The 25,692-nt window shown below is 70.8% G+C and carries 23 protein-coding genes and 1 pseudogene; 2 read left to right on the top strand and 22 right to left on the bottom strand.

The features are described from left to right. The 15 genes from AB0J58_RS39280 to AB0J58_RS39210 all read right to left on the bottom strand — a co-directional run. Positions 1 to 274: aldehyde dehydrogenase family protein (locus AB0J58_RS39280; protein WP_364225530.1), on the bottom strand; the 274-nt coding region annotated here is incomplete at its 3' end. A gap of 74 nt (positions 275 to 348) precedes the next feature. Then, positions 349 to 1,128, bottom strand: coding sequence for an HAD-IIB family hydrolase (locus AB0J58_RS39275; protein WP_364225528.1), 780 nt, complete (start codon positions 1,126 to 1,128; stop codon positions 349 to 351). Then, positions 1,125 to 1,928, bottom strand: coding sequence for an inositol monophosphatase family protein (locus AB0J58_RS39270; protein WP_364225525.1), 804 nt, complete (start codon positions 1,926 to 1,928; stop codon positions 1,125 to 1,127). The genes AB0J58_RS39275 and AB0J58_RS39270 overlap by 4 nt, the downstream gene beginning before the upstream one ends. Beyond that, complete coding sequence (locus AB0J58_RS39265) at positions 1,919 to 2,683, bottom strand: HAD family hydrolase (protein ID WP_364225522.1); 765 nt, start codon at positions 2,681 to 2,683, stop codon at positions 1,919 to 1,921. Before AB0J58_RS39265 ends, AB0J58_RS39270 begins: the two co-directional genes overlap by 10 nt. Further along, complete coding sequence (locus AB0J58_RS39260) at positions 2,680 to 3,780, bottom strand: ABC transporter ATP-binding protein (protein WP_364225520.1); 1,101 nt, start codon at positions 3,778 to 3,780, stop codon at positions 2,680 to 2,682. The genes AB0J58_RS39265 and AB0J58_RS39260 overlap by 4 nt, the downstream gene beginning before the upstream one ends. Further along, positions 3,781 to 5,607, bottom strand: a complete 1,827-nt coding sequence (locus tag AB0J58_RS39255) for an iron ABC transporter permease (protein WP_364225518.1) — start codon at positions 5,605 to 5,607, stop codon at positions 3,781 to 3,783. A gap of 58 nt (positions 5,608 to 5,665) precedes the next feature. Continuing rightward, positions 5,666 to 6,325 carry a DUF47 family protein gene (locus tag AB0J58_RS39250; RefSeq protein WP_343967664.1) on the bottom strand — a complete coding sequence of 220 codons (660 nt, stop codon included), beginning with the start codon at positions 6,323 to 6,325 and terminating at the stop codon, positions 5,666 to 5,668. Next, a complete protein-coding gene (locus tag AB0J58_RS39245) occupies positions 6,322 to 7,302 on the bottom strand; it encodes an inorganic phosphate transporter (RefSeq protein ID WP_364225516.1) in 981 nt (326 codons plus the stop codon). Before AB0J58_RS39245 ends, AB0J58_RS39250 begins: the two co-directional genes overlap by 4 nt. Continuing rightward, positions 7,302 to 9,140 (bottom strand): 3D-(3,5/4)-trihydroxycyclohexane-1,2-dione acylhydrolase (decyclizing), encoded by a 1,839-nt coding sequence (iolD, locus tag AB0J58_RS39240; RefSeq protein ID WP_364225514.1) that lies wholly within the window; start codon positions 9,138 to 9,140, stop codon positions 7,302 to 7,304. Before iolD ends, AB0J58_RS39245 begins: the two co-directional genes overlap by 1 nt. Beyond that, positions 9,137 to 9,985, bottom strand: a complete 849-nt coding sequence (gene iolB / locus AB0J58_RS39235; RefSeq protein WP_364225511.1) for a 5-deoxy-glucuronate isomerase — start codon at positions 9,983 to 9,985, stop codon at positions 9,137 to 9,139. Before iolB ends, iolD begins: the two co-directional genes overlap by 4 nt. After that, positions 9,982 to 10,863: a deoxyribose-phosphate aldolase gene (locus AB0J58_RS39230; RefSeq protein WP_343967656.1), complete on the bottom strand. Its 882-nt coding sequence runs from the start codon at positions 10,861 to 10,863 to the stop codon at positions 9,982 to 9,984. Before AB0J58_RS39230 ends, iolB begins: the two co-directional genes overlap by 4 nt. After that, entirely contained in the window at positions 10,856 to 11,827 is a 972-nt protein-coding gene (iolC, locus tag AB0J58_RS39225; protein WP_364225508.1) for a 5-dehydro-2-deoxygluconokinase, read from the bottom strand. The genes AB0J58_RS39230 and iolC overlap by 8 nt, the downstream gene beginning before the upstream one ends. Continuing rightward, on the bottom strand, positions 11,824 to 12,660 hold the full coding sequence (locus AB0J58_RS39220; protein WP_364225505.1) for a TIM barrel protein: 837 nt from the start codon (positions 12,658 to 12,660) through the stop codon (positions 11,824 to 11,826). The genes iolC and AB0J58_RS39220 overlap by 4 nt, the downstream gene beginning before the upstream one ends. Then, positions 12,657 to 13,628, bottom strand: a complete 972-nt coding sequence (locus AB0J58_RS39215; protein WP_364225503.1) for a Gfo/Idh/MocA family oxidoreductase — start codon at positions 13,626 to 13,628, stop codon at positions 12,657 to 12,659. The genes AB0J58_RS39220 and AB0J58_RS39215 overlap by 4 nt, the downstream gene beginning before the upstream one ends. A 123-nt stretch (positions 13,629 to 13,751) precedes the next feature. Beyond that, a complete protein-coding gene (locus AB0J58_RS39210) occupies positions 13,752 to 14,495 on the bottom strand; it encodes a GntR family transcriptional regulator (RefSeq protein ID WP_364225500.1) in 744 nt (247 codons plus the stop codon). A gap of 221 nt (positions 14,496 to 14,716) precedes the next feature. Here AB0J58_RS39210 and AB0J58_RS39205 point away from each other — a divergent pair, with 221 nt between their 5' ends. Then, a complete protein-coding gene (locus AB0J58_RS39205) occupies positions 14,717 to 15,889 on the top strand; it encodes an ABC transporter substrate-binding protein (RefSeq protein ID WP_364225498.1) in 1,173 nt (390 codons plus the stop codon). Positions 15,890 to 16,527: 638 nt separating this feature from the next. Here AB0J58_RS39205 and AB0J58_RS39200 read toward each other — a convergent pair. Both AB0J58_RS39200 and AB0J58_RS39195 read right to left on the bottom strand, forming a co-directional pair. After that, a complete protein-coding gene (locus AB0J58_RS39200; protein WP_364225495.1) occupies positions 16,528 to 16,737 on the bottom strand; it encodes a hypothetical protein in 210 nt (69 codons plus the stop codon). A gap of 289 nt (positions 16,738 to 17,026) precedes the next feature. Then, positions 17,027 to 18,301 carry a phytase gene (locus AB0J58_RS39195; RefSeq protein WP_364225493.1) on the bottom strand — a complete coding sequence of 425 codons (1,275 nt, stop codon included), beginning with the start codon at positions 18,299 to 18,301 and terminating at the stop codon, positions 17,027 to 17,029. A 310-nt stretch (positions 18,302 to 18,611) separates the two neighbouring features. On the opposite strand from AB0J58_RS39195, the gene AB0J58_RS39190 reads away from it, so the two are divergent. Then, positions 18,612 to 19,067, top strand: a complete 456-nt coding sequence (locus tag AB0J58_RS39190; RefSeq protein WP_364225491.1) for a hypothetical protein — start codon at positions 18,612 to 18,614, stop codon at positions 19,065 to 19,067. 350 nt (positions 19,068 to 19,417) lie between these two features. On the opposite strand, the gene AB0J58_RS39185 is transcribed toward AB0J58_RS39190, so the two are convergent. The 5 genes and pseudogenes from AB0J58_RS39185 to AB0J58_RS39165 all read right to left on the bottom strand — a co-directional run. Further along, positions 19,418 to 20,410, bottom strand: coding sequence for an NAD-dependent epimerase/dehydratase family protein (locus AB0J58_RS39185; RefSeq protein ID WP_364225488.1), 993 nt, complete (start codon positions 20,408 to 20,410; stop codon positions 19,418 to 19,420). A gap of 68 nt (positions 20,411 to 20,478) precedes the next feature. Continuing rightward, a complete protein-coding gene (locus AB0J58_RS39180) occupies positions 20,479 to 22,728 on the bottom strand; it encodes a SulP family inorganic anion transporter (protein ID WP_364225485.1) in 2,250 nt (749 codons plus the stop codon). Between the two features lie 71 nt (positions 22,729 to 22,799). Beyond that, entirely contained in the window at positions 22,800 to 24,320 is a 1,521-nt protein-coding gene (locus AB0J58_RS39175) for a hypothetical protein (RefSeq protein ID WP_364225483.1), read from the bottom strand. A gap of 183 nt (positions 24,321 to 24,503) precedes the next feature. Next, positions 24,504 to 25,070, bottom strand: a complete 567-nt coding sequence (locus tag AB0J58_RS39170) for a YbhB/YbcL family Raf kinase inhibitor-like protein (protein ID WP_364225480.1) — start codon at positions 25,068 to 25,070, stop codon at positions 24,504 to 24,506. Positions 25,071 to 25,237: 167 nt separating this feature from the next. Further along, positions 25,238 to 25,692: pseudogene (locus tag AB0J58_RS39165) on the bottom strand (hypothetical protein); the annotation flags it as partial.

Genomic DNA, 25,692 nt, shown 5'->3' with positions numbered 1-25,692 from the left:
CGAGCTCGTCGCGGTGGGCGTACATCAGCTCACGGAAGCGGAACAGCACCTGCGAGCGCTTGACCAGCGAGGCGTCCCGCCAGGCGGGCCAGGCCGCGACGGCGGCGGCCACGGCCGCGTCGACCTCGGTCACGGACGCGAGACGGACCTGTCCCGCGACCTCCCCGGTCGCGGGGTTGAAGATCTCGCCGAGTCGCGCCGAAGGTGTGCTCCCGGTGCCACGGGGGGAGTCCCCGGCGGGGACTCCGTCGATCCAGTGAGTGATGTTCTTCATCTAAATCCCTTCAGCGTGGAGACCCCGCCTTTAGGCGTGGGAAGGAAACGCGGTTCGGGGCTCGGTTTCACGACCTACGGATGGGAGCCGAGGGCCAGTTCCACCACGTCGGCGACGGCTCCGTCCGCGCAGGCCCCGACCACGACATCGGCCACCGCGCGGACCTGCGGGTGGCCGTCGCCGACCGCGGCCCCGAGTCCGGCTGTCATGATCATGTCGATGTCGTTGGGGTTGTCGCCGACGGCCGCGATCTGCTCCAGCGGTACGCCCCGGGAGGCGGCCAGCTCGCGGAGCGCGGCGCCCTTGGTCGCGCCCTCGGGCAGCACCTCCAGATAGGTCGCCTCAGATCGAACCGTGACGGTTCCTGGAATATCCAATTCGGGAAGCCGATCGCCGATCAGCATGCATTTGGTGATCTCGCCGGGGGTCAGTGCCGACCAGTCGCCCGGATCCCGCAGGGTGATTCCGTCGCGTCGGGCGTAATCCCGCAGTTCGGGCACGTCGTGGACGGCCAGTGCCTCGCCGCCGGAGAACGCCACCGGGTAGACGCCCCGCGGGAGTTCTTCGAACAGGTCGAGCAGCGCCTTCCACGCGTTCACCGGCAGGTGGCGGGAGCGCAGCACGGCTCCGGTGCCGAGATCCACGGTGCGAGCACCGTTGTAGAGGATCGCCGCCCCGGTGAGGCCCAGTTCCTCGTAGTAGCGGAGGGCTGACAGCTCCATCCGCCCGGTCGCGATGACCACCTCTCCGCCCGAGGCGACGAAGCGGCGGAGCGCGTCCCGGCTGGAGGGCACCATGGCCAGGTCGCGCCCGACGAGCGTTCCGTCCAGGTCGGTGACGATCCAGCGGATCACGAGGCGGTCCTCGCCGTGGAGACCTCGGCCATCACGGAGCCGGCGAGGTCGAATCCGCCGACGCAGGCGAGATAGCCGCCGGGGGTGAAGATGCTGCCGGACAGCGGGATGTAGACGCCCCCGGCCTGCTCCACCAGGAGCGAGCCGGCCGTCACGTCCCAGGCGTTCACGTACGTGCCGTACGCGACGTCGGACCACCCGGCGGCGACGTGCGCCAGCTTCAGCGCCGCGCTCCCCGGGCGGCGCGTGGTGGCGAAGGCGTTGACCATCCGGGCGAAGCGGTGCAGCGCCACCTCTCCCTCCGCGGCCAGGTCGCGCGGGGAGGGGTAACTCGACAGCAGCACCGCCTCCCGGTCCGTGCGCGCGCCGGCGCTGCGGATCGGCGCGCCGTTGCAGAAGGCCCCGCCGAGCGAGGCGGTGAACTCGTCGTCGCGGACGGGGTCGTAGACGACGCCCGCCACCACCTCGCCGTCCACGACCGCCCCGATGGAGGTGCAGAAGAACGGCAGGCCGGCGGCGAAGTTCGCGGTGCCGTCGATGGGGTCGACGTACCAGCTGATGTCGCCTTCACCTCGGACGCCGTCCTCCTCTCCCACCACGACGCTGCCCGGGCACAACCGGTCCAGGACCTCGCGGATACGCTCCTCGGCCGCCTTGTCGTGCTCGGTCACCGGGTCGTGGAAGTCGCGCTTGGTCTTCACCTCGGGCCGGGAGCGGAAGGCCTCCCTGAGCCGGTCGCCGACCGCCCTGGCCGCCTCGACCGCGACGGCGGCCAGATCGCGTGAGGTCCTCAGGTCCATGTCTCCTCCAGGAGGCTCAGCAGGCCGCGCGGGTCCTCGACTGTCGCCTGAGGGCGCTGCCGCACTTTGTAGGGGATCTTCTCGGTGCTCCGGGAGACCATCAGGACGGTGGCCCCCACCCGGGCGCGGGCTCCGCAGACCACGTCACGGTCGTAGTTGTCGCCGACGTACCAGGTCTCCGCGGGGTCGACGCCCAGGGCCCGGCAGGCGATCCAGATCATCTCCGGATTGGGTTTGCGGACGCCGACCTCGTCGCTGTAGACCTGCACAGCCACCTGGCGGTCGAGGCCGTTGAGGGCCATGTAGTCGCGGTGGACAGCTCCGCACAGGGCGTTGCTGACGACCGCGGGCGTGACACCGTGCGTCCAGCAGGCGGCCAGCAGCTCCTGCAGCGCGGGCCGGGTCTTGCGGTCGCTGCGCAGCTCGCCCATCCGCCTGCAGAGCGGGGTCGCCTCGGCGATCACCAGTGAGCGGGCCTGCTCCGGCCAGTCGCCCGCGACGTAGTCGGCCCAGAACCCGCGGTGTGTCATCTCCGCCGGGGCGAACTGGCGGGAGGTGGAGTCCTTCCAGTACCTGTCGGCGCGCGCGCCCGCCAGGATGTCGTTCTCCACGTCGTCGAGGCCGAGGCCGTGGAAGCCGGCCCTGGTGAGGAGTTCGTGCACCTCCGCGGCGAGTTCGGCCGCCCACGACGGGCGCCGGGCGGTCTCCACGATCACCCCGCCGAAGTCCAGCAGCAACGCCTTGGGCCGGATCACGCGCCGACCCCCGTCCTGTCCCAGGAGGGGATCCGCGTGCCGTCCGCGCCGAACAGGTGCATCTGGTCGGTCCAGCAGGTCAGCACCTCGCCGGCGGCGGCCTCGACCGGCGTGTAGGAGAGCGCGTACAGCTCGGTGTCCAGGACGCGCAGCCGTACGGTCCAGGAGGAGCCCGCCGGCAGCACGGCCTCGACGGTGGCCTCCTCGGACCAGACGGAACGGGGTGGCGAACCGAGGCGCAGCGCCTCGGGGCGGACACCGACGGCGCCGGGGGCGACGCTCTGCCCGGCGCGGGACTCGACGAAGCGCGTCAGCGAACCGGCCAGACCGGTGGGAGAAGGGCCGATCTCGACGATCGCCATCGGCGGGCTGCCGACGAACTCGGCGACGAACCGGTTGGCGGGTCTGGCGTACATCTCCATCGGGGGGGCCAGCTGCTGCAGCTCGCCCTCGTTCATGACCGCGACGTCGGTGGCCATGGTGAGTGCCTCCAGCTGGTCGTGGGTGACGAAGACGATCGTCGCGTTGGACTCCTCGTGGATGCGTTTGAGCTCGGCGCGCATCTCCAGCCGGAGCCGGGCGTCGAGGTTGGACAACGGCTCGTCGAGCAGCAGCACCGTGGGGTTGATCGCCAGCATCCTGGCCAGCGCGACCCGCTGCTGCTGACCACCGGACAGCTGGGAGGGGTAGCGGTCCATGGCGGCGTCGACGTGGACCATCTGCAGCGCCAGCTCCGCCCTGGCCCGCCGCTCGGAAGCGGGCACCTTGCGCATCCGCAGGCCGAACTCGACGTTCTCGCGCACCGACAGGTGCGGCCAGAGGGCGTAGTTCTGGAAGACCAGCCCCATGCCGCGCTTCTCCGGCGGGACGTAGAGTCCCCGCTCGACGGAATCGAGGACCCGGTCACCGACGGCGATGGTGCCGGCGGTCGGCTGCTCAAGCCCGGCGATCATCCGCAGCGTGGTCGTCTTGCCGCAGCCGGAGGGGCCCAGCAGGCACATGAACGCGCCGTCGGGGACGGTCAGGTCGAGGTTCTTCACGGCGTAGTCGCCACCGCCGTAGCTCTTGGCGATTCCGCTCAGGGTGATGTTCGGCATCTATCCTCCTAGGCCGGACGCCAGGCTGCTCTTGGTCAGACGCTGGGTCAGGTAGGTCATGGTGAAGGAGACCAAGGCGATCATGAGTACGACCGCGTTGGCGAGCTGGGTGTATCCGTAGTCCACGAGGCCGATGGACAGGGTGGTGAGGAGCTGTGTCCCGGTGGTGGTCAGCATGATGACGATGCTGAGTTCCTTGAGCCCGGAGATGAACGGCAGCACGATTCCGGTGACGAGGGCGCCCTTCTGGATCGGGAAGATGATCCGCCGCATCCGCTGCCACCAGGAGGCGCCGGCGATCTGCGCGGCCTCCTCCGGTTCGCGGCCGAGTTGCATCATCGCCGCGATGCCCGAGCGCGAGCTGTACGGCAGGTGCGTCACGGCCATCACCAGGATCAGCAGGAACGTCGTCCCGTACAGCGCGGGGATCGGCCCCCTGGCGACGGCGAACAGCGACAGCGAGGCGGCCGCGAACGCGATGCCGGGGATGAGGTAGGGCAGGAAGGAGACCTGGCGGAGGAACGCGGCGACGCGCGGGGCCGTTCCGCGCACCACGACGTACCCGATCAGCAGGCCGGCGACCGCGCAGATCAGCGAGGCCAGGCCGACGATGCGCAGCGAGTTCCACGCGGCCTCCCACAGTTCGGAACCGCGGAAGACGCCGTGCGGGAAGCCGACCGCTCCGGGCAGCTTCTCGGCGAACCAGTAGTCGAGGGTGAAGGTCGACAGGTCCAGGGGCGTGCGGGTGACCGTGGAGATCAGAAGTGTCAGGACCGGGACGAGGACGCTCACCGCGAAGACCAACAGGCCGAGCGCGAAGGCGGGCCAGCGCCAGCGGCGCAGGTCGCCCAGCCGGTCCATCGCTCCCTTGCCGCCCACGGTGACGAACCGGCGGTGCTCGCGCATCATCCGGGTGTCGACGAGGACGATCAGCACCCCGATGATCACGATGACGGTGGCGAGTACGGAGGCCACGCCGGTGCTGCGGTCGCGGATCGACTGGAAGAGCCCGGTGGACAGCACCCGGTAGTCGGCCGGCAGGCCGAGCACGTAGGGCGTGCCGAACGTGCCGAGCACCCGGCCGACCACCAGCAGCACGGCCGAGGACAGCGCCGGGAGCATCAGCGGCACCACGATCCGCCGGATGACGGTCCGCTGCGGGGCGCCGAGGATCCGCGCGGAGTCCTCCAGTTGCGCGTCGATGCGGCGCAGCGCGTTCCCGACCAGGAGCAGCACGAACGGGTAGTAGTGCAGCCCCAGGGTGATGATGATCGGTACCGCGCCGTAGGCGAGCCAGTCGGGTGTCCGGATGCCCTGGGCCTGCAGGAAGCCGACCTGCCCGGCGGCGCGCTCGTTCTTGAACAGCGACAGCCAGGCCAGGGAGAAGGTCCACGACGGCAGCATGTAGGGGACCACCAGGGCGCCGGCGAGCCACTTGCGCCCGGGCACGTTGGTCCTGGTCACCAGCCAGGCCATGCCGCCCCCGAGGACCAGCGCGAACAGGGTGGTGCCCACCGCGATCACCAGCGTGTTGAGCAGCGGTTCCCAGAACAGCAGGCCGCTGATCTGGGAGCGGAACACCCGCCACAGGTAGTAGCCGGTCCACTCGCCGGACTGTTGCCCGGCGTGCACGTCGTCGCCGTACTGCAGGCGGAAGGCGTCCGACAGCACCGCGACCAGCGGCGCCACGACGAGGTAGGCGAGCAGGATGACGAGGATCAGCCCGAGCGCGGCGGTCGGATCGTGGCGCAGCACGCGGAGCCGGTACACCAGCCTGCGCCGCCTCGGGGGAGGTGGCGGCGTTTCCGCCTTGGTGAGAAGAGCCATGGGTACTTCCTTCGGGGGGTTCACAGGGACCGGCGCGGTGCGTGGTCCGTCAGCTTCCTCAGTGGCTTCGCTTGAGCATCGCGTCGGCGAGCGCGTCGGCGGCCTCGCCGAGCCGCCGGCCGACCGCGTCCAGGCGCGACAGCAGCTCGCGTTCGCGCAGGGTGTTCATCTCCAGCGGCCCGGTGAACAGCTCGGTGAGCCGGGTCTGGTAGAGCTGGCGGACCCGGCTGCAGGCCTTGCGCGTGGCCAGCACGGCCACGGTGACCGAGCCGGGATCGTCGATCATCTTCAGCACGGCGTTCTCCAGCTCGTCGAGGCCGTCGCTCACCACCTGCAGCGGCTCGACGGCGAAGCCGAGGTCCTCCGGCCCGAACAGGTCGGTCTCGCGCACGTAGTCGCGCAGGTGGTCCAGCACGTCGTCGATCGATCGGGAGAGCCGGAACAGGTCCTCCCGGTCGATGGGGGTCGCCAGCACCCGCCGCAGGACGCGCACCAGCTCGGCCCGCGCCGCGTCGCCCTCGTGTTCCACCTCCGTCATCCGGGTGCGGGCGGCCGATCGCCCGATCGTGCCGGAGGCGGTCGAGCGCGCCAGTACGGCTCCGGCGCGGGCGACGGCGACCTGTTTGCGGACCAGCTCGACGACCCGCCGTCCGGATCGGCCGCGCAGGTCGTCCCAGGCCCGCGCGAACCGCCGGGCACGGCCGCCCGCGCCGCTCACAGCAGCCTCATCGCGAGCCCGGCCAGGCAGCCCAGGGCCATTGACGACGGCAGCGTGACCAGCCATGCCGTACCCACGTTCACGACGCCCTGCCATCGCACCCTCCTGGCTCCCTCGCTTGCCGCCACGCCGACGACGCCGGCCGTGATGGACTGGGTCATGCTCACCGGGCTTCCCAGGGCCGAGCTGCCGAGGACGGCGCCGGTGGCCGCCGTCTCGGCCGAGACGATGTGCAGCGGCCGGGTGATGACCAGGCCGCGGCCCAGTCGCTCTCCCACGCGGGTGAGGCTGCTCAAGGATCCGGCGAGGAACAGCGCCACGAGGACGGCCATCCACACCGGCGGGACCTCGATGGGGCCGACCCCGCCCAGCCCGTCGCGGCCCACGTTCAACGCGACGCTGACCACCGCGATCATCTTCTGGCCGTCGTTCACCGCGTAGGCGACGCACTGGGCCGCGTAGGCCAGCAGATGGGCGGAGAGCACGAGCCGGGGCATCCGGTGGTAGGACGGCACCCGGCGCGACAGGGTTCCCAGCAGGTGGCCCAGGACCAGGCCGACCAGGGGGGCACCCGCTCCGACGGCCAGGACGGTGCCCAGGCTCCGCCACGACACCGGCAGTCCCGCGCCGAGCCCCGCGCCGCTGATGCCGCCGATGACCGCGAGTGTCAGGCTGGTCGGCAGCCCTCTGCCGGTCAGCACCGCGACCACGATCACCGCGGTCACCACCCCGGCCAGGAACGCCGTCGCTCCGCCGCTCGTGCCGAGTCCCGCCAGCCTCTCGGTGAAGGTCCGCGCGACCGAGAACCCCAGCACGTACGGCCCGGCGAAGAGCGCCGTCAGCAGAAGCGCGGCGATCGCCCATCCCGGCGAGCGGGGGAATCTGAGCCCCAGCCCGATCAGGGTGGCCCCGTCGTTGGCTCCGCTGACCAGCACGAAGAGGATCGCCATCGCGGCGAACGCCGGCGTCCAGCCCATCACAGGTAGGGCCGCTGATCGCGTTTGGCCTCGTCGTAGTGTTCCCGTGCGGCCCGGGTCCGGGCCAGTTCCGACACCTCGGCGATCGGGACGTCCCACCAGGCCTGGGCGCCGGGTCCGCCGCCGGGGACGGTCTCGACGTAGACGACCGTGGTGTGCGCGGACGCCACCGCCTTGGCCAGCGCGGCCCGCAGCGCCTCCGGGTCGCCGGCGCGCAGCACGTCGGCGCCGAGGCTGGCCGCGTTGGCCGCCAGATCCACGGGAAGCCGGTCGCCGTCCAGCTCTCCTTCCGGGCCGCGCATCCGGTAGGCGGTGCCGAGCCGCAGGGCCCCCACCGACTCGCTGAGGCCGCCGATCGAGGCGAAGCCGTGGTTGTCCACCAGGACGATCACGAGCTTGACGCCCTCCTGCACGGCGGTGGCGATCTCCTGGGCCATCATCAGGTAGGAGCCGTCACCGACCAGCACGAACACCTCGCGCTCCGGGTCGGCGAGTTTCACCCCGAGCCCTCCGGCGATCTCATAACCCATGCAGGAGTAGCCGTACTCCACGTGGTAGCCCTTGGGGTCCCGGGTCCGCCACAGCCGGTGCAGGTCACCCGGCATGGAGCCGGCCGCGTTGACGACCACGCCGTCCTCGGCGATCTCGTTGAGGATGCCGAGCACGACCGGCTGGGTCAGCTCCGTCCCGGCGTAGGCCCGGCTGATCTCGGCCTGCCAGCCGGTGGCCAGGGCGGCCGCCTGACGGGTCCACTCGGGGTCGGCCCGCCAGTCCGTCCGGTCGAGGGCGAGCAGGGCCTCGCGGGCGTCGGCGACGAGCATCGCGCCGGAGTTCTTGGCCGCGTCGAAGGCGGTGACGTTGACGTTGAGGAACCGGGCGCGGCCGAAGAGGGTCCGGGAGGCGGTGGTGAAGTCGCTGTATCGGGTCCCGATGCCGATGACCAGGTCCGCCTCCCTGGCCAGGGCGTTGGCGGCGGCGGTGCCGGTGTGGCCGACCGCGCCGACCGCGCACGGGTGGTCGTAGGGCAGCGCGCCCTTGCCCGCCTGGGTCTCGGCCACCGGCACGCCGTGGTTCTCCGCGAAGCGGAGCAGTTCCGCGCAGGCCCGGCTGTAGGCGACCCCGCCTCCGGCGACGATCAGCGGTCTGCGCGAGCCGCGGATCAGTTCGAGCGCCCTGGCCAGCGCGGCGGGCTCGGGCACCGGCCGGGCCACGTGCCACACCCGCCGGGCGAACAGCTCCTCGGGCCAGTCGTAGGCCTCGGCCTGCACGTCCTGGGGGAGCGCCAGGGTGACCGCGCCGGTCTCGGCCGGGTCGGTCAACACCCGCATCGCGGCCAGGAGGGCGGACGGCAACTGTTCGGGCCGGTTGATCCGGTCGAAGAAGCGGCTGACCGGGCGCAGCGTGTCGTTGACCGTCACGTCGTAGGAGCCCGGGTCCTCCAGTTCCTGCAGTACCGGGCCGGCGACCCGGGTGGCGAAGACGTCGCCGGGCAGCAGCAGCACCGGGAGCCGGTTGATGGTGGCCAGTGCCGCGCCGGTGACCAGGTTGGTGGCGCCGGGGCCGATGGAGGTGGTGCAGGCGAAGGTGGAGAGCCGGTCGCGCGTGCGGGCGTAGCCGACGGCGGTGTGCACCATGGCCTGCTCGTTGCGGGCCAGGTAGTACGGCAGCGCGTCGCCGGTGCCCGCGCCCTGCTCGGCCAGGGCCTGGCCGACGCCCGCCACGTTGCCGTGGCCGAAGATGCCGAAGACGCCCGCGATCAGCCTCTGCTCGACGCCGTCGCGCTCTGCCCACTGGTTCGCCAGGAACCGCACCAGCGCCTGAGCCACCGTGAGCCTCATGAGGTACCTCCAGGGAGTCCGGGCCCGGTGTCCGCGACGCGACGCGACACACGGGGGTCGACCGGCTGATCCGCCCAGGAGGAGCGGATCCACGCGTGCCGGGGGTCGTCACAGAAGGCCATGGACCGCTGCTCGGCGGGTCCGGCCAGCACGTTTAGGTAGTACAGGTCGTAGCCGGGGGCGGCCATCGAGGGGCCGTGGTAGCCGTGCGGGACGAGCACCACGTCTCCGCCGCTCACCTCGGCCAGGGTGTCGTGCGTGCCGTACACCCGCTGGTAGCCGGGGCCGCCCTCGAAGTAGTAGATCTCCTCCAGTACGGCCTCGTGCTCGGAGGCCGTGTCGTGCTTGTGCGGCGGGTAGGACGACCAGTTCCCACCGGGGGTGAACACCTCGACCGCGACGAGCTTGTCGCAGTCGAAGGCGTCCGGCGCGCAGAAGTTGTTGACCCGGCGGCTGGCCTGCCCGGCGCCGCGCACCTCCACCGGGACCTGCTCGGCCGGGCCGTACCGGACCGGGAAGTGCCGGGTCGCCCGAGCGGAGGGGAGCGCGATGCGGCCGTGGCCGGTGATCGTCGCGGATGTGTCGATGGGCAGGTAGGCGAAGTCGGTCACCGTGTCGAAGACCGACGTACGCCCGGACAGCGACAGCCGCAGGCCGCCCGCGGTGACCTCGCACGAGCCCGACAGCGGCAGGACCAGCATCTCCTCCCGGCCGGTGGAGAAGTGCACGGGGTGGTCAGGCAGATCCACCACCCGCAGGCCGGCATAGGTCCAGCCGGCCGACTCGGGGGTGATCTCCACTGCCCACGGGGGCGAGGCGGCGGTGCCGTGGGGGATGTGCGTCACGACGACTCCAGCAGGCTCGCCGCGGTGTCCACGGCCGCCGCCACGTCGTCGCCCGGCGGGTAGAGCAGTGCCCGGCCGACGACCAGGCCACGTACGCCGGGCAGCCGCAGTGCCTTGCTCCAGGAGCCGAAGACCTGGTCGGGTGCCTTGTCGGGGTCGCCTCCGAGCAACAGCGTCGGCAGTGTCGTGGCCTCCATGACCCGCTCCATCCCCTCGACCACCGGGATCTTCAGCCAGGTATGGGCGGAGGTCGCGCCGAGCCCCTGGCCGACGCTGATGGCGTGGATCATCGCCTCCGGCGACAGGTCGTGCCGCACCACGCCGTCGACCCGCCTGGACCAGAACGGTTCGATCATCGCCATCAGCCCGTAGCTGGCCAGCCGGGTGACGGCATGCCCGCAACTCGCCAGCGTGGTGGCGGTCGAGGCGTCCTCCAGCGCGATCCTGCACAGCATCTTGCCGCCGTCGAAACCCATCGCCGCGATCGACTCGGCGTCGTAGGCGGTGAAGCGGTCGTCGAACTCGAACACCGAGCCCTGCACACCGCCCCGGTTCATCGAACCGATCACGATCTTGCCGTCGAGCGCGCCGAGCAGCAGCAGGTCCTCGACGATGTCGGGCGTGGCCAGCAGCCCGTCCACGCCGGGCCTGGCCAGGGCGGTCATGAGCCGATCCAGCAGACCGACACGGCTCTCCATCGCCATCGGCTCGCCGCCGACGCCGAGCGAGCCCCGCGCCGGATGATCGGCCGCGATGATCAGCAGCTGGTCACGACCGGCCGGCAGCGACCTGCGCCTGCGCCTGGCGGCCGCCTCGGTCACCCGCTCCGGATGCCAGGCTCGGTCGTCGAGCAACCGCCGGTGGTCCTCTTCACGCATGCGCGGCGTCCCCTTTCGGAAATCCGTCTGACAGGACGTTCTCGACCTCGTCCACGGCGGGCATTGCGGGGGCACAGGCCAGTCGGCCGGCCACGATCGCCCCGGCCACGTTGGCGAACCTCAGTACCCGCTCCAGCGGCCAGCCCTCCAGCAGGCCGTGGCAGAGCGCCCCGCCGAAGGCGTCGCCCGCGCCAAGCCCGTTGACGACCTCGACCTTCACCGGCGGCACCTCCACCGTCTCGGTGGCGGTCATGCCGAGCACCCCGTCCGGGCCCTGCTTGACGATCGCCAGCTCGACCCCGGCCTCCAGCAGCGCCTGGCCCGCCTCGTGGGGCTTGCGGGTGCCGGTGGCCACCTCGGCCTCCGCCAGGTTGCCGACCGCGACGGTGACCTGGCCGAGCGCCGCGCGCACCTGGTGTCGGGCCTCGCGCTCGTCCGGCCAGAACATCGGCCGGTAGTCCAGGTCCAGCACGGTGTGCGGCGCCCGTCCCCGGGCCCGCCAGGCGGCCAGGTGCGCGCTGCGGGACGGTTCCGCCGACAGCCCGGTCACGGTCGTCCAGAACACCCCCGCTGACGCGATCGCCGCGAGATCCAGCTCCTCGGGGAGGATCTCCAGGTCGGGAGCCTTGGGATAGCGGTAGAAGTAGAGCGGGAAGTCGTCCGGGGGCAGGATCTCGCAGAACGTCACCGGCGTGGGCAGGCCGGGCACCTCGGTCACGTGCTGGTCGTCGACGCCGTAGGCGCGCAGCGCGTCGTGGACGAACGAGCCGAACGGGTCGGCCCCGGTCCTGGTGATCACCGCGCTGGAGTGGCCCAGCCGGGCGGCGGCCACGGCCACGTTGGTCGGGCTGCCGCCCAGGTACTTGCCGAAGGTCTCCACCTCCCGCAGCGACACCCCGACCTGGAGCGGGTAGATGTCCACCCCGACCCGGCCCATCGTCAGCACCTCGGCGGGCACGCTCACCTGAGGCCTCCGAGATAGGCCAGGCTGGTGCGGACGTCCTCCATCGGGTTCGCGTCCCCGGAGTCGAGGACGACGTCCTGCTCCAGCACGTACCAGCCGGGATAGCCGGCCGCGGTCAGGCCGGTGACGATGCCCGCCACATCGACGTCGCCCTGGCCGAGCGGGCGGTAGATCCCCGCCCGCACGGCCTGGGTGTAGGTGAGAGCGCCCGTCCGGACCCGCTCGGCGAGGGCCGCCTCGACGTCCTTGAGGTGGACATGGGCGATCCGCCCGGAGGCCCTGCGGACGATGTCCAGTGGGTCGGTGCCGCCGATGAGCAGGTGACCGGTGTCCAGGCAGAGCGCGATGCCGCAGCCGTCGAGGATCCGGTCCACCTCCTCGCTGGTCTCGATCATGGTTCCGACGTGCGGATGCAGGGTGACCGGGCGGGCCGTCTCCTGACGGATCCGCTCCAGATTGGTCAGGAGCGTGCGCCAGCCCTCCGCGTCCAGCGCGGGGCGCGTGTCGTAGCCGTCCACGCCGGTGGCGGCGGCCAGGACGGCCACCGCATCGTCCTCGAAGGAGGCCAGCGTGGCCCGCAGGCCCGGCAGCGGGTCGTGGGCGGGGTCGTGCAGGACCACGGGGACGAAGCCGCCCACGGCGCGCAGGTCGTAGCGGTCGAGCAGGCGGGCGCGGTGGCCGGGATCGGCGGGCAGGAAGCCGTCGGGGCCCAGCTCGGTGGCCGTCAGGCCCATCTCGGCCATCTCGGTCAGCACCCGCTCGGCGGGCAGCTGGTATCCCCAGCCGGGCACCTCGCAGACCCCCCAGGAGATCGGTGCGGCGGCGATCCTCACTTCGTCACCTCCAGGAGGCGGATCGGCCGTCCCTCGCGGAGCGACAGATCGGCCGCCTCGGCGAGGTAGAGCGCGGACAGGGCGTCTTGGACCGTGCAGGGGCTCTCGCGCTCACCTCGCGCCATCGCCAGGAACGCGCGCATCTCCGCGACGTACGCGGTGTCGAACCTGGCCTGGAAGTCCGGCCACGGGTCCCCGCCCGGGTCGAAGCCTTCGGCCGAGCGCAGCGGGGTCCGGTAGCCGAGTCCCGCCGCCCAGGTGGCACGGGTCCCGGCCAGCTCCATCCGCACGTCGTATCCGGCGCCGTTGTAGCGGGAGCCCTGCAGCGTGACCAGCGTGCCGTCGTCCATGGTCATCAGAGCGGCGCTGTTGTCGACGTCTCCGGCCTCGGCGAAGAAGGCCTCGCCCCGATTGGAGCCGGTCGCGTAGACGGTGTCCACCTCGCGGCCGGTGACCCAGCGCAGGATGTCGAAGTCGTGGATGTGGCAGTCACGGAAGATGCCGCCGGACAGCGCGACGTACTCGGCGGCAGGGGGCCTCGGATCGGCGGTCAACAGGTGGACCCGGTGCAGTTCGCCGAGATCACCACCGCGCAGCGCCTCGCGTGCGGCGGTGTAACCGGCGTCGAAGCGCCGCTGGAAGCCGATGTGCACGGCGATGCCGCTGCGCTTGACCGCTTCGGCGACCCGCCGGGTCTCCGCCACGGTCGGGGCCGCGGGTTTCTCGCAGAACGCCGGCATGCCCAGGTCGGATGCCCGCAGCAGCGCCTCCGCATGGGTGGAGGTCGGGGTCGCTATCACCACCGCGTCCGCGTCGAAGGGATCTCCGACTCGGGCCTTGAGCCGTCCCGCCACCTCCTCGGCTCTGGTGTGATCCACGTCGGAGACGACGAGGTCATCGACGAGAGTCGAGAGGGTGGCGGCATGGAACATGCCTATCCGGCCCAGGCCTAGCAAACCCACACGCATGGCGGCTCCTTGTGACAGGGGCCTCCAGTTCTAGATGAACGACAGGTGAACCGTCAATGGTTTGTCCTGACATTCTGACTAGCTATCATCATCACTATGATGGAGCCGGAAGGGATGACGCGCTCAGCGCTCCACGAGGGTGACCTCAAGGGAGTAGTGGGAGGCGCGGTAGACGTGTGAGCCGTGCTCCACGGCCCTGCCCTGGTCGTCGTAGGTCGTGCGGACCATGGTGAGCAGCGGGCAGGCGCGACGCTCGTTCAGCAGCCGCGCCTCGGCCGGGGTGGCGGCACGAGCGCTGATCCGCTGGTTCGCGACCCGCATCCGGACGCCGGCCGAGCGCAGCAGCTCGTAGAGTCCGCGAGCCTCGAGCATCTCGGCCGACAGGGGGGTCAATCCCAATGGCAGCCAGTTGTGCAGCAGGGCGAGCGGCTCGCCCAGTGCGTATCTGAGCCGCTCCAGTCGGAGCACCTCGGTGCCCGGCGCGACCCCGAGGGCGTCGGCGACACTCTCCTCGGCGGCGACCGTGTCGATGGACAGCACCTGGGTCATCGGCTTCTGCCCTGCCCTGCGCAGGTCGTCGTAGAGACTGGTGAGCTCGACCGCCCGCTTGACCTGGCCGTGTACGACCTGGGTGCCCACGCCGCGTTTGCGGACCAGCAGCCCCTTGTCGACGAGGTACTGGATGGCCTGGCGGATGGTCGGGCGCGAAAGCCCCAGCTGGTCGGCGAGCTGAATCTCATTGTCGAGCCGGGAACCCGGGAGCAGCTCGCCTGTCTGGATCGCCTCCGCGATCCGCTCGGCTACCTGGAAGTACAGGGGAACCGGGCTCGACCGGTCGAGGTCGATGTCCAATCTCGTCGCAGTCACGGTCAGATGGTATCTGACGTCAGAATGTCCTGACCAATGGCCGATTCAGGTCGGCTCGCCGGGCCGCCCATCCGGTAACGAGAGTGTGTCGGATGCCCCGCCAAAGTAAGAATGTCTTGACAAGCTATTCACGTGATGTTCATTGTTGAGCCCATTGCGGCGCCGAGTCGGGGTGCTTGGCGGCGCCTACCACCCCGATGGGCAAAAGGAGTGACGCTACCGTGAGGCGTACCAAACAGATCATCTCTACGGCGCTGCTGGCGCTTGCCGCCGCAGCCTGCGCGCCTTCCACGGCCACCGGTGCCCCTTCGCCGGCGACGGCCGCCGAGCAGCCGCTGCCCGGCCCCTCGCTCGACGCGAACTTCGACCTGGACGCGCTGGTCGCCGCCGCCAAGAAGGAGGGCAGCGTGCTGGTCTACGACTCCAGCGGCGACATCGAAGAGGTGGCCAAGGCGTTCACCGCGAAGTACGGCATCAAGATGGAAGGCGTGAAGTCGGACACCCCGCAGACCGCCGAGAAGATGATCAGGGAGCACGCCGCCGACAACATCACGATCGACGCGGCGATGTACGAGGACGGCGGGGTGCTGGTGGGCCAGCTGATCCCGCAGGGTGTGGCGCGGACATGGGTGCCCGGCGACCTCACGGACCAGATCCCGGCCGAGAACCAGAACCCGCTGCTCGCGCTGTCGAAGGCCACGGTCTTCGCCTACAACACCAAGCTGTCGCCGGAGGGGTGCCCGGTGAAGAACGTGTGGGACCTGACCGAGCCGGAGTGGGCCGGCAAGCTGGTGATGCAGGACCCGCTGGGCAAGCCGACCGTGCTGTCGTTCTTCACCCAGATGGACGCGCACGGCAACCAGGCGCTGGAGCAGGCCTACCAGACCAAGTACGGCAAGCCCCTGGAGACCGAGGAGAAGAGCGCCGCCTATGAGTGGATCAAGCAGATGGCGGGCAACAAGCCGGTGCTGACCGGTTCCGACGAGGACATCTCCGGTGCGGTGGGCGCGCCGAGCTCCACCGACAAGAAGATCGGATTCATGTCGATCTCGAAGTTCCGCAACAACGAGGACAAGGGGTACACCCAGGCGACGTGCGAGGGGATGGCACCGTTCGTCGGCTTCAGCTACCCCAAGTACGTCGCGATCGCCGCCAAGAGCAAGCACCCCAACGCGGCCAAGCTGTACGTCCACTTCATCATGACCGAGGAGGGCGTCAAGCACGAGATCGGTGAGGGCGGCATCTCCGGCAACAGCGCGGTCAAGCCCCTGGTCACCCCGCCCGGGCTGTCCGACTGGAAGGGACAGCTCTTCCACACCGATCCCAAGGGACTGCTCGGAGACCTGCGGGGGCGCCAGACCGTCTCCGACTTCTGGCGGGTCAACCACGGCTGACCCGGCGCGTGGGTTCGAGATCCGGTGCCGCGTTCGCCGGAGACAGGTGACGAACCGGCGGCGCGGGCATCGGGGGAGCAGGTGACGGTCGCCCGATGCCCATGGCCCGGCCCGCAGGCGGGCCGGGCCATTGCGATATGGACGGCGTGATCGAGGTCGGCATGACCGGTGAGAATGCCCCGGTCAGGGAGTGCCGAACCGATCCGGTGTCCCCATGGCTTTTCCGGCGGCCGCTTGCTGGTCGTTCGGCCTGGTCAAGGCCTTGAACAGCCCGCGGACGAGGCAGTGGGCGATCTTTTTCCCGGACCTGCCGCCGCCGGTACGGCGTGGACGCGCGCCTCGGGGCCGGGGCCGTACGGGTCCGTGTGAATCAGGCGGAGGGCGCGGTCGGCTTGGCGGTCGCCGCCACCCGGGAGTCCGCGCCGGTCGACCCTCCCGTTGGTTCCCGGTGTTCGTCCGTGAGGATCGGCCGGCCGCCGCGTTGCCGCGGCGGCGTTCCCGTTTCCCGGGTGCCCGCCCGGCGCGAACACCGGATCCCGTCGCTGCGCGGCGGGCGTTTGTCGTCTCCCCGCGACTCTGGGCGGCCTCGGCTGCGAGCGCGGCCAGACCACGAGCGGCGTTCAGGTCCCGATCCAGGTTCAGGCCGCACTCGGTGCGCTCATGCGTGCGTCCGGGCAGGGCGGCCCGGCTTTCACCGCGCCGCGACCCTGGCACGTCTTACCGCTGGGATACCGGCGGCCGGCCTTGTGGGCGAGCAGGCGCCGCACCTCGTCCGGCCCGGCGTCGGCCACCGCGCGGGCCAGGCGCCGGTTGGCCGGCATCCCCGGCACGTTGAGGTTCTCGGCCACGACCGTGCCACGACCGTGCCACGGGTGGCCGCCAGGCGGGTGGTGAGCCGGCGCGGCCCGTCGCGCCGCCGAGATGAACCCGCACCTCCCCGTCGCCCTCCCGCGAGCGCTGGCCTGTTCCGGCACGCCCGTGAAGTCCCGGCGCCGAGTCCAACAGCCGCCCACGCCAAACGCTCGGCTGGGAAATCCCAGCCGAGCGTCTGATCAGACTGCTCACGGCTCGATCAACCGATCACCGTTGCCGACCGGCTCTCGAGTCCGCCGAGTAGCCGAGGGCTTTCTCCGCTGCTCAGTCGCGCGGGTCCCAGCCGTCGGTGTCCACGTCCAGGTCGAGCCCGTCGGCGATGTCACTCCAGTCGGCGAACTTGAAGTTCGTGTTCTCACGGTCGGGCGTGGTCGGCGTGTTGGCGCCGTCGTGCGAGATGAACAGACCTTCCTCGAAGTCGCCCAGCGGGACGTTCAGCACGGTCGAGCCGTCGCTGTGCTCGACACCGTCGATGCCGTTGTGCGATCCGATCCTGAACTGACCCAGGTAGGCGTTTGAGCCTTCCCTGCGGTAGACGGCGAAGGTGTTGTCGCCCTGGCTGGAGGCCAGCAGGTAGCCCTTGCCGTCCTCCCGGTAGTAGATCGTGAGACCCTCGGCGTCCGCGGTCAGACGCTGGCCGCCGTAGCCCGGGTCCGTACCGGGGGGGCACTCGTCTGTCACCGGGTCGTAGGTGGCGGGCACGCCGTACTCGCGGACCTTGTCCATCAGCACGGGGGTCCCGGTGAGGTCCGCGCGCATCCGCCAGATGCCGACGTCCTCCTGGGCCGCGTAGAGGACGTCCTTCTCCTGGTCCACGACCATGCCCTCGACCTGCGGCTCCCGGCCCGGCTCGTCACAGGGCGTCCAGCTCTGGCCGTTCGGCAGGGTGAACGACGCGGGCAGGTTCAGCGTCTTGACGAGCTGATAGCCGACCTTGCCGTTCGGCTTGGGCAGAAGCTTGACCAGGCCGATCGAGGTCCGGTGCCGACGGCTGACCAGCGCGTAGGTGCCGGTGGAGTCCTTCCAGGTGGCCAGGCCGTACGCGGTCTCGGCGTCGTTGACCTGCTGCTGGGTGGTGTTGAACACGAACGGCGCGGCCGGGTCGGTCACGTCGGTGAGCTGGCCGTTCGCGATGGCGTAGATCCGCAGCTGGTCCCGGCCGCGGTCGGAGACGACCGCGAGGTCCCGCCCGCCGAAATCGTAGGTGACGTCGACGTTGTTGAACCGTCCGACCTCGTCGTCAGGCCCTGGGGCCGCGGGCGCGGCGAGGTGCTGAATCTGCTGCCCGTCGAGGTTGTAGACGAAGAGGCCGCCCTCCTTGGCGGTGCCGATCACCACGCTCTTGCCGGACTTGGACGGGTGGACCCAGATCGCCGGGTCGTCACCGTTGGAGTTGCCGCCGGCTTCGTCGTCGTACAGGGCAGGGGTCTCTACCTGGGGATCCACCACCGAAACACTATGACTGGTCGCGGGGAGCGACGCCCCGCCTACCAGTGAGAACGTCAGGGCTGCCAGGAAAAGCCTGGACAGAGGACGCATTGCGCCTCCTCGTTTGGGGGATGAGGTTCAACAAGAACGTAACGACGAATTCACCATAAATCAATAGGACGTACGTATGTCATGACATGGGTCCGGTAAGGGGTGCCCGCGCTGTCGTATATCGGGTTTGAGAGGGGGTGAAATCATCCGCTCGTCGCCCGGACGGTCGGGTCCGTGTGCCGACGGCCGGCCTCGTGCCCGACGGGTGGGTCGAGGCGGGGCACGCTGACGGGCGGATCCGCCGCGACCGTCCGCCCGAGTCCGGAGTTCCCGCGTGCCAAGTGCCAGCGGGCGGTTCTAACCTTCTGACATGAACAGCGACTTCGACTTCCTGCACGGCAGCTGGGACATCGACAACCGTAGGCTCGTCAAACCCCTGAGCGGGAGGGACGAGTGGGAGGAGTTCCCCAGCTTCGCCGTCTGCCGCGGCTTCTTTGACGGCGCGGGTGTCTTCGACGAGATCACCTTCCCCACGAAGGGCTTCAAGGGGGTGTCGATACGGACCTTCGACGTCGAACGCGAACTGTGGGCGATCTACTGGATCAACAGTGAGACCGGAGTCCTGCACAATCCCGTCTTCGGCGCGTTCGCCGACGGGAAGGGGGTGTTCCACGGCGACGAGACCCACGAGGGCAAGCCCATCCGGATGCGGTACACGTGGTCGGAGATCACACCGACATCGGCCCTGTGGGAGCAGGCGTTCTCCGCCGACGGGGAGAAGACCTGGGAGACCAACTGGACGATGAGGCACACCCGCCGCGCGTGACGCGGTGCCTCTCCCCGCGCCCAGGCCGGGACGGGAACCGATGAATCGGGGGTGGGTGGAGGAACGATATCGGCGGCCCTCCACCCTCCCCCTCGGCCCTGGGAGCGTGGACCGCCGTCCGGCGTTCGGGGGACGGAGCCGGACGGCCACGACCCTATGTGTCCGCCGACCCGATGTATGCGTAGAAATACCTCTCTAGCGCAGGCGGAACTCATCGCCCCGAGGTCGGTCATGACAGTCCTGCGGATCTCGGGGCGCCCAGGGCGGCGGGTCGCCCGGCCCCGCCGCCACGAGCCTGCGCCACTCCTCCGGAGGCGTACCCGGGGGAGCGGAGGAGTCACAGGCGTTCCCTAGGCCCACTCGGCCAGGATTCCGGCCTCCTTCTCCGGATCGATGCCGTGCCCGCGGAACACACGCTCCCCCGGCGGGACGTCCCGCAGCCACGCCCAGGTGTCGCGTACGGTCTCGGCGACCGGGCGGCAGGTCAGCCCGGCCGCGATGGCCTTCGCCGACGAGGGCAGCCAGACCCCGGCGAACTCGGGACCGCCGGGAGCCCAGACCGGGAACTCGGTCCACGGTGACACCTTCCGGTCGAGCAGGAAGCCGTCGTCGACCCAGACGAACTCGGCGTCCGAGCCGGTCACCGCGCGGCACTCGGCCAGCCAGCCGCCGTAGGTGATGTTGCCGCGCACCCCGCTGGTGAGGAAGCGGTCGGCTGTCCCGGCCTCGGCATGGGTGAGAACGAACGCGGCGATGTCGCGGGCGTCGATGAGCTGCATCGCCCGGTCCGGGTCACCCGGGGCCAGCACCCGCCCGCCCCGGGAGATCCGGTCCAGCCACCAGGGCAGACGGCCCACGTTCTCGTACGGGCCCAGGATGAGACCCGGCTGGATGATCAGCGCGTTGCCGTCGAAGCCCTCCTCCACCGCCCGCTCGCAGCCCGCCTTGAGCATGCCGTAGTGACCGTCCTCGGGACCCGCGTCCGGCGCGCACTCGAAGAGCGGTGAGCTCTCGTCGCACTCCCGCTCGGGGAAGTCGGAGAGAGCCGAGATGCTGGAGATGTACGCGTAGGTGGCCGCCCGGCCGGAGAGCCTCCGCACCGACTCGCCGACGACCCTCGGGACCTGCCCGTGGACATCGATGACGGCGTCCCACTCCCGGCCCGCCACCAGGCGATCCAGGTCTTCCGGCACCTCACGGTCGCCCCTGACCGCCTCCACACCCACCAGGTCGACCCCGTTGCGCCCCCGGTTGAACGTCGTGACCTCGTGCCCGCGCCGCAGCGCCTCCTGGGTGATGGCCCGGCCGAGGAAGACCGAACCCCCCATGATCAGAATTCTCATAGCGCCTCATTCTTGGCGCCCGGCGAATGGCGGACCACAGGCTTTCACCCGTAGCGCAAGCCATCCGCTCACAGCGGACGGCTCGCGATCGGAGGATGCTCCAGCAGGTGCACCCGGGCGGTACCGATGTCGAAGTACATGCCGACCAGCTCCAGGTGCCCGGCACGGAACAGCTGGTCCACCTGCGGGTAGGTCCGGAGGTTCTCCAGTTGCTGGATCACGTTGACCCGGCAGAGGCGGTCCAGCGGGCCCTCGTCCTCGCCGGCGCTCTCGCCCTCGATGAACCGGGCCAGGGTGTGGTTGCCGTGGCGCAGCCAGCGGCCCAGCGCCGGCAGGCCCGCCGTCTTCTCACCCCCGCTGAGCAGGGCGCTCATTGCCCCGCACCCCGAGTGCCCGCAGACCGTGATGGTGCGGACGTTGAGCGCGTCCGTCGCGTACTCGATCGTCGCGGCCACCGAGTCGTCCGTCGGCGCGGAACCCCGCCGGGGCACCAGGTTGCCGAGGTTGCGCAGGGTGAACAGGTCTCCCGGGCCGCTGGCGGTGATCAGGTTCGGCACGATGCGGGAGTCCGCGCAGGTGATGAAGAGATGCGAGGGCTCCTGCCCGCGGGCCATCCCGTGCAGGAGGGGACGGACCAGCGGTGCCGTGCGCAGGTGGAACTCCCGAGCCCCGGCCAGCAGGTCGGGCACGGCGGGACTGCCGCCGCGGGGCACGTGCCGGGTGGCGACCAGGGGGTGGCGTGCCGAGCGCCGCCCGCTCCGCCGATGGGACCAGGGCAGCCACCACCGGTCAGGTGCCAGGGGCGGGGTCTTGGCGGGGAACACCCGGGCGCCACTGGCCGCCATGGCGTACCACTCGTCGTGGATCTCGTCGATGTCCACGCTCCCGCCGCCGCGCTCGTGCTCGTGCCGCCAGTTGTGGATGGCCTCGAAGGCCGCGTTGTCCATGAAGTCGATGTTCAGGTCGAGATCGACCGAGGCCCCCGGCGGGATGGCCCGCAGCTCCGAGGTGAGCGTGGGCACCCCCAGGAAAGTCAGCGAGCCACCGATCACCACGTGCCAGCGCCCGTCCGGCTCGGCGGTGGCCCGCACGGTCACCCGGGTGAGGCGGCGCAGCGCGAGCAGCGCGGCGAGGCCGAGGCCGACCAGCACTCCCTCGGCGAGGCCGAGCAGCACCACCCCGGCCATCGTGACGACGTACACCGGCACCTCGCTGTGGCCGCGCAGGTTACGCAGATGCCCCATGTTGACCATCTGCACGCCGATGAAGACCAGCAGCGCGGCCAGCGCCTCCATCGGGATCAGGGCGATCATCCACCCCAGGCCGACCGCGAACAGCAGGATCCACACGCCGTGCAGGACCGTGGACCAGCGGCTGCGCGCCCCCGCCCTGACATTGGTGGTGCTGCGGACGATGACCCCGGCCACGGGCAGGCCGCCCAGCGCGCCGGTCACCATGTTGGCCACGCCCTGGCCGACGAGCTCCCTGTCGAGGTCGGAACGCCTGCCCTCGTGCAGCTTGTCGACGGCCACCGAGCAGAGCAGCGACTCCACCCCGGCCAGCAGCGCCACGATCAGCACCGCGGCGATGATCCCGTGCCAGTCACCCGTGGGCCAGATCGGGGTGGCCCAGGAGTCCAGGCTGGCGGACAGGTCGATCCGGGTGACCTCCCAGCCGAGCGCCCAGGCGGTCACCGAGGCGGCGAGCAGGGCCGCCAGCGGGGCGGGGAAAGCCCGCACCCGGGCCGGCAGACGGGTCCAGGCGACCAGGACCGTGATGGTCAGCAGGCCGACGAAGACCGCGTGCGTGTGGTTGTGGATGATCTGCTGGGGCAGCTCGACCAGGTTCTCGATCGCGGAGCGCTGCGGGTTCCCGCCGAGCACCACGTGCAGCTGGGCCAGGGCGATCACCACGCCCACCCCGGCAAGCATGCCGTGCACCACGGCGGGCGAGACCGCCAGCGCCGAGCGGGCGACCCGGCAGACGCCCAGCAGCAGCTGCAGGACGCCCGCGAGTAAGGTGATCATGCAGGTGGCCCGCCAGCCGTATCGCATCACCAGGTCGGCCACCACCAGGGACAGTCCCGCGGCGGGTCCGCTCACCTGGACGACGGAGCCGCCCAGCAGACCCGCCACCACGCCGCCCACCACGCCGGCGATGAGCCCTGCCGCCAGTGGCGCTCCGGAGGCGACCGCGATGCCCAGTGAGAGGGGCAGGGCCACCAGAAAGACCACCAGGGATGCGGGTAGGTCGTACCGCAGCACGGAGGCGATGCGACCCACCGTAAACAAACCGTCGCTCTTCGTGTCCGTCTCCATGTGCAGACCCTACGGGGCCGTGCCGCATCGGCCGGGCGTTTACCGTGGGCTTTTACGGAGGACGGGGAGAATCAGCGGTAATAGTCGGGGTAGTCGGGCTCCTGGGTCCCCCGATGGTGGTTGCCCCGCGAGCCGCCCCGGCCTCGTCCCTCGGCGGGAGTGGTCGCGGCCTCGGGGGCGGTGCCGTAGAGCTCGCCGTAGCTCGGCCAGCTCGCGCCGTCACTCCCGTTGGGAGTGCCGGGCTCCGGCCACGCGACCGGGCTGGCCGGGGTGGCGGGCTGGGGTTCGTAGCCGTACCCGCCGGCCGTCCCGCCCCGCGGGTCGGCCGGGCGGTCCTGGGCGGGGGGGAAGGCCCGGGAGGGGCCGGTGGAGGCGGAGACCGCCGGGCTCGGACCGGTGATCGCGTCGTCGTCGATGGTGGCCCAGCCCGAGCTGACCTCGTACGAGCCCGCGGGCGGGGCGCCGTAGACCGGCGTCTGGTACGAGGAGTAGGACGGAGCCGGGTCATCGAGGATGTCGGCGGTGTTCGCCGCCGGCCAGCCACCCGACGTCGGGCTCGTGGCCTGTGCCCACGGGTTGTCCGCCAGGTTGCCCTTGGGCGGCTGCGCCGGGGTGCTCTTGGGCGGTTGCGCCGGGGGACGGTAGGAAGCCGCGAGCGGGTCGGCCGCGGGCGTGGCGGGGAAACCGCCGCTGGTCGTGGGACCCATGGGGGGCATCGAGGCGGGCGGTCCGCCGTTGCCCGGACGGGCACCGGACGAGCCGGTGCCGCTGGGCCGGGAGCTCGCGCCGCGGCGAGGGTACGAGCCGCCGAGCGGGTCGTTCAGCGGGTCGGGCCGGGAGGGGGCGCCGTTGCCCTGGACGGGCTGGGGCGACGGCTGTGCGGGCGTCCGGTTCCCGCCGCGGCGGGAACTCGCCCGCGAGGGGCGGGCGTCGCCGAAGGCGCCGGGAGTGGGTGCCGCGAACGTCACGGTCCGCTGCTCGGCGAGTGACGCCGCGGTGGGAGCGGGGTTCGGCTGGACCGGGGCGATGAAATCGTCGAGGCCGGAGGGCAGCGAGGCGGAGGCGACGGCCGGCTCGGGGGCCGGCCTGGCCGGCCCGGGGGCGGGGGGTTGCGGGGCGCCGCGGGACGGCTGGGGCCTGGTCGGAAGCGGTGCCTGCACCGTCGTCGCGTCGGCGTCGACCTGCTGGTTCTCCTTGTCGACGGGACGACTCGCGCCCATCTGAGCCGCCAAGGGCCCTCCGAAACCGCCCTCGTCGGCCTGGAGCCGTGTCCAGTAGTCGTCGTCGTAGTCGTCCACCTGGCCGAACTCGTTCAGCCCGCGCTTGCCCCGGGCGCCCGGCGGCCGCGGCTGGCGCGGCGGCTTCGGCTCGTCGAACGGCGTCAGGTCGGGGGTGAAGTGGTTCATCTTCGGTTCTCTGGTGGCGAAGTCGTCGCTGGACATGGTCGGAGTCAGCGCCTCCTTCTCCGCCATCTCCCGCAGACGTTCCGCGGGGAGTGCGCTCTCCCTGCGGTTCATCGACCGCATTCCCAGTGCCACGACGACGAGCACGAGGAGCACGACGGCGACCAGGCTTACTACGACCGCGATCATTGCACCACCCTCAAGGCCATGGCCTTACAGCGGCGCCGGTGAGGTCGCGCGGCCATCGACGCGACCTTCCCCCATGCATCACCTGCGCTTGGACATTGGATCTGATTGTGTCGGACCACTATGAGCGTTGTCACACCCTAAGTGAAGAATTGGTAACCATTACTACCTCCGGTGTTTGGCCAGTCACTCGATGTGCGCCGCGGTGAGCCGTCCCCAGGCGATCGTCTTGTCCGCGATGCTCCTCAAGGTCTGGCCAAGGGAGGCTCCCTTGCGAAGATCGACCTTGCCGTCGAGCGCGTAGACAGTGAAACGATAGTTCTCCTGGACGCCGCACGGGGGGCTATAGCCCACCTTGCCGTTCGTCGTGCTTCCCTCCACGGCTCCCACCGGGACGCCACCCTCAGGCAGTTCGTTGGTGCGGGGGTCGATGTCGAAAACGACCCAGTGCACTTCGCCGCCTGTCCGGGAGTTGCTGTCCGCCACGATCGCGACGGACTTCGTGCCCTCGGGCACGCGAGACCAGCGCAACGGGGGATTACCGGCCGAACCCTTGCATGAATAGTCGGACGGCAGGGGGCCGCCGTCTCTGACCCGGGGGCTGGAGACGCTGATCGGCTCCAGCTGAGATCTCTCCGTCGAGGCCATGCCGCTGGCCATCCCACAACCCGAGGACATGACGACGAGCGCCGCGGCGATCGCCGTTCCCGAGATCAGCCGCGGGCGGCGCGTAGACACGTTTGGCTGCCCCATGCCCGATGATGCTACGCGGGTCTGGAAGATGCGCAGACCGGATCGCGAGGTTCCGCGGGTGGGAAAAGGCCGAAAAACGGGCAAAATCGAGGGACGGAAGGGGCGAGAGTTAACATCAAACTGGTTTCGCCGTCCCCTGACCGTCGCGTGCTGGCCATCCGATACCTTCAGCTACCTTCAGCGTGGAGACCCCCGCCTTCGGGCAGGGGAGGAAACCTGGCGCGGTGCCGTGTTTCCGGGTGGGTGGTGTAGCCGTAGCCGTCGGCTCGTTGGAGCAGGCGGACGTGGCGGTGGTGGATTCCCTGCACGGTGCCGTGCCGGGTGGTGATGTTGAAGCTGCCGGTGGTGCGGACCGCGACCCGTCCGGTGTGGACTCCGGTGTTCTTGCCGGTCGGGACGGTGGCGCGGACCAGGTCTCCGGTGGCGAACCCCTTGACGTGTTTGGTCCGGGGGAGTCGTAGCCGGGGGAAGCCGTAGCGGTCGGTGCGGGTGCGGGCGTAGCTGCCGCGTCCGGTCGCCTTGGCCACGAGCACGGTGGACGGCCAGGTGGTCACGGTGTCGAGGTCGCCGACGTGTAGCGCGTCCAAGGTGTGGGATTTGGCGGCGCCGGTGCGGGAGCGGT

It is taken from the genome of Streptosporangium sp. NPDC049644 (assembly GCF_040675205.1).
Lineage (GTDB): Bacteria > Actinomycetota > Actinomycetes > Streptosporangiales > Streptosporangiaceae > Streptosporangium > Streptosporangium fukuiense.
This window is presented reverse-complemented; position numbering and strand designations above follow the sequence as displayed.